Annotated in this window: 4 protein-coding genes; 2 read left to right on the plus strand and 2 right to left on the minus strand. The window is 41.8% G+C overall.

Annotated features, from left to right (window positions below):
• Positions 1–102: 102 nt before the first annotated feature.
• The gene (locus PN499_RS27230) at positions 103–1,416 is read right to left on the minus strand and encodes a hypothetical protein (protein WP_272036467.1); all 1,314 of its coding nucleotides are present in this window, start codon (positions 1,414–1,416) and stop codon (positions 103–105) included.
• Positions 1,413–3,218 carry a proline--tRNA ligase gene (gene proS / locus PN499_RS27235; protein WP_272036468.1) on the minus strand — a complete coding sequence of 602 codons (1,806 nt, stop codon included), beginning with the start codon at positions 3,216–3,218 and terminating at the stop codon, positions 1,413–1,415. The genes PN499_RS27230 and proS overlap by 4 nt, the downstream gene beginning before the upstream one ends.
• 91 nt (positions 3,219–3,309) lie before the next feature.
• Between proS and PN499_RS27240 the strand changes: the two genes are divergently transcribed.
• On the plus strand, positions 3,310–4,236 hold the full coding sequence (locus PN499_RS27240) for an RpnC/YadD family protein (RefSeq protein WP_272036470.1): 927 nt from the start codon (positions 3,310–3,312) through the stop codon (positions 4,234–4,236).
• Between the two features lie 325 nt (positions 4,237–4,561).
• Positions 4,562–5,041: an orange carotenoid protein N-terminal domain-containing protein gene (locus PN499_RS27245; protein ID WP_272036472.1), complete on the plus strand. Its 480-nt coding sequence runs from the start codon at positions 4,562–4,564 to the stop codon at positions 5,039–5,041.
• Positions 5,042–5,367 lie beyond the last annotated feature (326 nt).

The raw sequence follows: 5,367 nt of genomic DNA on the forward strand, positions 1-5,367 counted from the left end.
GCTTCGCTCGCAATGACAGATCGTAAGTAATTTGCCGAACAGGATATTACCAATTACCAATTACCAATTACCAATTACCCATTACCAATTACCCATTACCCATTACCAATCTTCATCCAACTGAGGCAATTTGAAAAGTACGCCAGCAAACAACCAATAATAAACTGCCACCGGGTCAACATCTAGCGGAGAATAGTAGGTATTGTAGCTGATAAATAGGATAAATACCCAAAGACAAACTCCTAATCGGCGTAAACTGCGATCGCTAGCAGCATGATAAGCTTGAAAAGTTAAAAAGCTCACTGTTGAAACCAGCCCAATGATGCCAAAAAAGCCAAATAAACCGAGTTCATAAAGCACTTTCCGATAGTAACTTGCTATTAGCTGAGTTTGACCGAAGAGACTGGCCGCCTCCGTCGCTCTTCCCAAACCTTTTCCTAACAATCCCGGCATTTCATTAATCGGCTGATGGGATTGAGATACAATCAATTCGCTAGCAAAAAAACTATTCAAATTGCTGACAGAATCCGGCGTAACTGTCCAAATTGTTAACAAAGTTAATATGCCAGCACTCAGCAAAATTAACCGCTTAAATAGATTTACCCCACTGGATATATTTAATAGTATAATTAACATGGGGGGTAAAAATAACAAAACAATTTTTTGACCGGAAATCACACCAGAAAAGAAGACGCAGGCAAGAGCAGCAAAACTCACTAATCGCCAACGGCGAACCGGATCGGTGACGGCGGAAGCAAAAGTAAAAAAGCTATTCGCCATCAGAAACCAGCCCCATTGTAAAGGTGAAAAAAATGTTCCTGGCAAGCGGATCAAACCTAGTTCAGGGTTGAAAATGAGAGAACCACCGACAAAACATCTAGCGTTTAGACTTGCTTTAAATAACTCGTCTCCAATGTAACTACGAGTGCTAGGACATACACCTGTAGCTAATAATAAGTATTGCATGAATCCAAGACCGCAACAAGTGAGAGCGAGGATAACGTGGAGGCGAGTTAGGAAAAATAAATCCTGTTTGTCGCGAATTAGGTAATAGCCGCACAGAATCAGTGGTATATACCAAATCAGAGCTTTTAAGCCGATTATTCCCATTAAAATAGGGTGTTCTGAGGCTGGGGCGGCTAGTTGCGGATTGCCATTAGCTAAAATTAGCGTTACTGCACAAGTCCCTAGCAAAACACCAAGAGGTGCTGCCAGAGGTTTAGCTGCACTCAGGAAAAGTCGCTGTTTTTGCCAGAGTTCAATTATGCCAATCAGGGCGATGATATAAAAGATATCTTTGGCAAAATTAAACAGGACATTCCCGCCTGCGATCGCGTAGGTAACGGTATCAGCAAACGGCATATAAATTAGGAATGCCCAGAGTGCGGGCCGACCATATTTGTTAAAAAAGCTCATTTTAATGCTGTACTAATCCACTGCATAAGAGTGGATTTTACATCATCAATGGCAATTTCATGAGATTTATGGGCGGCTCTTTCGACAACTTCAACTTTACCTTGTTTGAGAGAACGACCCGTAACGATGCGGTAGGGAATTCCAATTAAATCAGCATCTTTGAATTTAACACCTGCGCGTTCATCGCGGTCATCTAACAGAGTTTCAACACCAGCTTGATTGAGTTCTGTGTAAAGTTTTTCTGCTACTTCTATCTGTTGAGCATCGCTAATGTTGGGGATAGAAATGATAACTTGGTAAGGTGCGATCGCTACTGGCCAAATTATCCCATCTTTGTCGTAAGATTGCTCTACGGCAGATTGAGCTAAGCGAGAAACACCAAGACCATAGCAACCCATCACCAAGGGTACTTCTTCCCCTTGTTCGTTCGTATAGGTAGCGCCCATTGCTTGGGAGTATTTAGTGCCAAGTTGGAAGATGTGACCTACTTCAATTCCTCTGGCAGTTTGTAAGGTTTGTGCGGGGTTGTGGAGAGCGCGATCGCCTTTTTTAGCCTTTCTGACATCCACCACTTTTTCTGGTAATGGGAATTCTTTCCCCCAATTTGCACCGACAACGTGGTAGCCGGATTCGTTAGAACCAGTGATAAAATTTTCTAAGTCAACTGCTGTTTTATCTACTAACCGCAAGAACTGAGGATGCACTTGTTTACTGCTAGCAATGTAATCATCTGCGATGTCAGGCGCAATATAACCTAAAGGTAAAGGTTTCGCTGCCCATTTCTGTTGTGCTTCTGCGTCGGGAACTGTCAGAGAAAGAATGGTTTTTGCTTGGTAATTCTCAGCTAATTTGGTTAATTCATTTACCAATTTTACCTCATTTACGTCCTGGTCTCCTCGAATAATTACCAGTACCAAGACGATGATACCGCTGTCATAAGCTACCTGGTAAAGCACATTTTTTACCACTTGGGTAGGGGAAGATTTGAAAAATTTACAAAGTTTTTCAATCGTTTCCGTTCCTGGCGTTTCAGATTTTTCATAACTCGTAAAACGTGATGGTTCAGCATCAGCAGGCAGAGAAACAGCTTTTTCTACATTAGCTGCATACTGACCATCTTCAGTATAAAGCACTTCATCTTCACCAGCTTCTGCTAATACCATGAATTCCTGGGAACCGGAACCTCCAATCGCCCCAGAATCGGCATCTACTCCTCTGAATTCTAAACCACAACGGCGTAGCATATTGCTATAAGCTTGTGCCATATCCTGATAAGTTTTTTTCAAGCTTTCTTCATCTTTATGGAAAGAATAGCCATCTTTCATAATGAATTCGCGACCGCGCATTAACCCAAAACGAGGGCGAATCTCATCTCTAAATTTGGTTTGAATTTGGTAAAGGTGCAGGGGTAATTGCCGATAGGAACGAATCATATCTTTGGCAATTGTGGTAATTACTTCTTCATGAGTTGGCCCTAATCCTAATTCACGATTTTGTCTATCTGTGAGAGCAAACATGATACCTTCTGCCTTGGTATATGTGTCCCAGCGTCCAGATTCTCGCCACAATTCAGCAGGTTGTAGTTGAGGTAGAAGGCATTCTTGAGCGCCGGTAGCGTCCATTTCTTCGCGGACTATCTGTGAGACTTTTTTGAGCACTCGCCACAGCAGGGGGAGATAAACATAGACACCGCTACCGATGCGACGAATGTAACCTGCACGTAGTAATAGTTTGTGACTGGGGATTTCTGCTTCTGCGGGTTCTTCCCGCAGAGTAGCGAAGAGCATTTGAGAGAGTCGCATGGGTGGTTTCCTTTATAGAACAGATGTTTATTTTATCAGGACTTACGCGCCGCATCTGATAAAATTTATTTGAGTTAGTAACAAATTAAAAATGACCCGATTCATCCATGACCAATTTGCTAAACAGTATCTCAAGGAATTATTGAGTCCTCTAGGTAACGTAGAAACCAGCCGGGATATTGTGGGAGAAGTTAGGCAGATTGACATTTTATTTGCTCCTAAATCCCAACCGGAAGTCGAAGCAACAGCTCTCGGTCTTCTGGGTAAAATCGCAGCCAAACCTGCTGTCTTTGAACCATTCCGCAGTCCAGTTCAACCTGGAGAAATTCGGAGTTGTCTGGGCAAATTATTTGACTTACACGCCGAATTTGAACGTCAAGCAGCTAGAGAAAATACTCGAATTGCAGAATCAGATTTGCCCTTACTCTGGATACTATCACCAACGGTTTCTGACCCACTGTTAGCAGGATTTAGAGCGATTCCTGAACCGGAAAATTGGGTAAATGGAGTTTATTTTATGGGTACATCTCTGAAAGCAGCAATTATTGCTATTCATCAACTCCCTCGCACTCCAGAAACCCTGTGGCTGAGAGTTTTAGGGAAAGGAAATGTGCAAAAACAAGCCATTGCTGAATTGATAGAAATGCCCTCAGATAACCCTTTTCGGTTGAATGCGCTAGAATTGTTGTATAACTTGCGAACCATTTTAGAAGTCCGCCAAGAAATAGATCGAGAAGATCGGGAGTTAATTATGGAACTGTCACCTTTGTATTTGCAACGGCTAGAAGATGCGACTCAGCGAGGTATCCAGCAAGGTATCGAACAAGGTATCGAACGAAACCAACGCCTGATGGTCGAGAGTATGCTACAAGTCAAATTTGGCGCTGTAGATGAAGAATTAGTCCAAATAATCGAGCCGTTGATTCAACTAGAACCATTGGAACTCACGCAACTGATTATGCAGCTTAATCGTGAAGAATTATTAGCTCGTTTTGCTCAGAGTTCCAGGGAATCTTAATTGAGAGAACTGTCCTCAAATAATTACTTCCGGTTGAATGCGCTAGAATTGCTTTATGTCTTGGCGAACTATTTTACAAGTCCGCCAAGACATAAAGCAATAAGACCGGGAGTTAATTATGAAGCTATCACCTAATTACTTCTATCTTTAGTTATAAATTTTTTGAGAAATTTTACTTCTGGCTCCCTAATTACCAACGGGGATCAGATCTTCCTTAAGTAGGATTCACCCTTCATGATTTATTCGTTAACTTTCGTAAAGGAACAAAAACAGTTTTCTAAGTAAAACAGAAGACTGAATAATTTATAATCTTTTGGAGGCTGAAATGACTTTTACTACTGTTAGCGCTTACGATCGAGGAAAAGAAGCTCTTAATGGCTTGAGCATAGACGATCAGTTAGGTTTGCTATGGTTTGTTTATACTGAACTTGGCAAGTCTATAACGCCAGCAGCTCCGGGTGCTTCCGGTTCTGAAATTGCTCAGGGTTTGTTCGAGCAAGTTAAGGAATTGCCTCACGAAGAACAGCTACAAGTGATGCGCGATATTGCCTCAAAAGGCAATTCTCAGTTGAGCCGTATGTATGGTTCTATGAGTCCTGAAACTAAGTTGGCTTTTTGGTATTTCCTAGCTCAAGGCATGGATGAGGGAACTATTATTCCTGTACCTTCTGACTATGAACTTCCCCAAGAGGGCAAAGTTTTATTAGGACAAATCCAGTCTATGGATTTTCAGCAGCAAATTGATTTTCTGCGCGGTGTTGTGCTACCGATGGGTACTGATTCTGCTCCGAGTGCTGGTATCTAATCTCAGGAATTATGCCGAGTCTCCCCTCTCCTTTTAGGAGAGAAAAAATGAAACAGCCCTGCTTAAAATGAGGGGGGAGAGGATATTGGTTGAAGTCATTTTTTATATAAGAGAATATAGGCTGTTGGTAGAGTTTCAGATTTTAAGGCGTAAGTTGTGATTAAGTTATGGTAGGTTGGGTTTTGTGGCTAACTCAACCTACTTAAGGTATAAGCCTTAGATTTTTTTGATAAATTTTGAACGGGTGGTCTAGGCCGGAAGACATATTTGAGGCAATCGCGTTTTTTTTGTAAAATTTATCTAGGGTTGGGCAGTCGCTTGTTTAA

Source organism: Kamptonema animale CS-326, assembly GCF_028330895.1.
GTDB classification, from domain to species: domain Bacteria; phylum Cyanobacteriota; class Cyanobacteriia; order Cyanobacteriales; family Microcoleaceae; genus Kamptonema; species Kamptonema formosum.